The following is a 2115-nucleotide window of genomic DNA, read 5'->3' as shown; positions in this document are numbered from 1 at the left end:
TGGGCCGGCGGTACACCCGCGGCAGGCCTTCTCGCCGGTGGCGGTGCGTTCGCCGGCGGCGTGCTGTTCTTCAACGCGATCATCTCGTGACCCACTCACGGCCCACCGCCAGCACCTGCTCCGGCGTGAAGAAGCTCAGGAACGGTGTGCCCGCGGCACGAGCCCCCCGCACCGCGACCTCCAACTGCGCGCGCTGCTCCGGCTCCACGTCGTCGACCGGCCGGAGGAACGTCGTAACCAGGGTGGAGCCAGGGGCGAGGCCGGCGACCCGGCGGAACATGGTGGTGATCGCGTCCAGGGTGAGGTACATGGTCACGCCGGTCGCGGCCACCACGGCGGGGCGCCCGGTGTCGAGCCCGGCGGCGGCCAGCCGCCCCCACCAGTCGCCCTCGAAGTCGACCGGCACGAACCGCAGCCAGTCCGGAACGTCGTACCCGAGCTCCATGAGCCGCCGCCGCTTCCAGGCCTGTGTGCCGGGCTGGTCGACCTCGAACACCCGGAGTTTCGCGCCCAGTTCGGGACGCCGCTGGGCGAAGGTGTCGAGACCGGCGCCGAGGACGACGTACTGCTCCACACCCCGCCCGGCCTGCTCCTCCACCACGTCCTCGACGAAACGGGCCCGCGCCACGATCGACGCGCGGATACGGCGCGTGGCGTCGACGTCCATGTCGGGACGCTCCCGCCAGTCGTCCCCGGGGTCCGCGAGGCGCAGCCCGACCTCGTCGTCGATCACGTGCGGCGCCGGATCGGCCCGGACGTGCAGGGCCCGCCACAGGGCGACCCGCACAGCGGTGTGATCCGGCTCGACCTCCGCCACCGGCTGCTCCCGGGTCATCCGAAGTCTTTCGAGAAGTCCAGTTCCGCGCTGCGCTCGGTCAGCGAGTACCAGTTGCCGCTGTCGTCGCGGAAGATCGCCTCGATGCCGTACGGCCGCTCGGTCGGCTCCTGGAGGAACTCGACGCCGCGTGCCTTGAAGGTGGCGTGGTCACCGCGGCAGTCATCGGTAGTGAACGCCCCGGCACCCAACACCCCCTTGCTGACCAGCTTCTTCAACGCCTCGGCGGACTCGGGGTCGAGGCCCGGCCCGTCCAGGCTCATCAGCGTGAGCGCGAGGCCGGGCTGGTTCTTGGCGCCCACGGTGACCCACTTCATGTCGCCCATCGAGATCTCGTCGCGGATCTCCAGGTCGAGTTTCTCGGTGAAGAAGGCCTTGGTGCGCTGCTGGTCGAAGGTCCACACGGTGGCGATGCCCAAGCCTTGGATCATGACTCCGCACTCCTGTCGGACGAGGTTGATGCCGAGATGGCTTCCTGCTCATCACCGTAGGCAGGGCGAGCGGCACGACGCTTCTTCAAAGTTGCGGTGGGGAAACCGCCGGCCCAGAGCATCGCGTAGCACCCGGGGATCAGCGCGGCCCCGCGCCCCACATGCCTGACCCGATACTCGCTCGGCGTCAGCCCGGTCCGCGCCTTGAACCGCGCCGAGAACGTACCGAGGCTGCTGAAGCCGACCAGATTGCAGATCTCCGTCACCGAGAGATCGGCGCTACGGAGCATCTCCTCGGCCCGTTCGATACGCCGGTGCGTCAGATACTGGCCGGGCGTCTCGCCGTACGCCTCCTTGAAGACCCGCAGGAAGTGATACCGCGAATATCCGGCACGCGCAGCCACCGCCCCCAGGTCGAGCTCCGACTCGGCCCAGTCCCGATCCATGACGTCCTTGGCAAGACGCAACTGCCGCATTTTGTCCACACACCCGATGGTGGCACGCCCCACTGACATCACCGCCGAACCGATGAATCCGCCGACTCCGGGACTTCCCGATACCGGCCCGGGCCAATCCGACCGACCGCATCGGCCGCTCCGGCTCTTCCAGACACGGGCCGCCCCACAAATCCAGCAGCTCCGGCACCTCCCGACAAAATCAGACCGTCCGGCACCTCCCGACGCGGGCCCACAAAATCAGCCCGTCCAGCACCTCCCGACACGGGCCCCGCAAAATCCAGCCCGCCCGGCACTTTCCAACGCAGGCCCGCAAATCCAGCCCGCCCGGGACCTACCAACACAGGCCCACAAAATCAGCCCGTCCGGCGTTTGAGGACGAGGCCCTTCAGGC

The 2115-nt window shown here is 68.9% G+C and carries 3 protein-coding genes; all 3 read right to left on the bottom strand.

Annotated features, from left to right (window positions below; genetic code table 11):
- Positions 1-79 precede the first annotated feature (79 nt).
- Genes ACNFOC_RS53620 through ACNFOC_RS53610 form a run of 3 tightly spaced genes read right to left on the bottom strand, consistent with a single transcriptional unit; the run spans position 80 to position 1742 of the window.
- Positions 80-835 carry a class I SAM-dependent methyltransferase gene (locus ACNFOC_RS53620; RefSeq protein WP_416966201.1) on the bottom strand — a complete coding sequence of 252 codons (756 nt, stop codon included), beginning with the start codon at positions 833-835 and terminating at the stop codon, positions 80-82.
- Positions 832-1266: a VOC family protein gene (locus ACNFOC_RS53615; protein ID WP_416966200.1), complete on the bottom strand. Its 435-nt coding sequence runs from the start codon at positions 1264-1266 to the stop codon at positions 832-834. The genes ACNFOC_RS53620 and ACNFOC_RS53615 overlap by 4 nt, the downstream gene beginning before the upstream one ends.
- Positions 1263-1742: a helix-turn-helix transcriptional regulator gene (locus ACNFOC_RS53610; protein ID WP_416966202.1), complete on the bottom strand. Its 480-nt coding sequence runs from the start codon at positions 1740-1742 to the stop codon at positions 1263-1265. Before ACNFOC_RS53610 ends, ACNFOC_RS53615 begins: the two co-directional genes overlap by 4 nt.
- Positions 1743-2115: the final 373 nt, after the last annotated feature.

Origin of the sequence: Streptomyces colwelliae (genome assembly GCF_048158785.1) — a bacterium.
Classification (GTDB): Bacteria; Actinomycetota; Actinomycetes; order Streptomycetales; family Streptomycetaceae; genus Streptomyces.
This window is presented reverse-complemented; position numbering and strand designations above follow the sequence as displayed.

Coding starts and splice junctions, on each gene's coding strand:
- ACNFOC_RS53620 (WP_416966201.1), bottom strand. CDS start 835: ATGACCCGGGAGCAGCCGGTGGCGGAGGTCGAGCCGGATCACACCGCT.
- ACNFOC_RS53615 (WP_416966200.1), bottom strand. CDS start 1,266: ATGATCCAAGGCTTGGGCATCGCCACCGTGTGGACCTTCGACCAGCAG.
- ACNFOC_RS53610 (WP_416966202.1), bottom strand. CDS start 1,742: ATGCGGCAGTTGCGTCTTGCCAAGGACGTCATGGATCGGGACTGGGCC.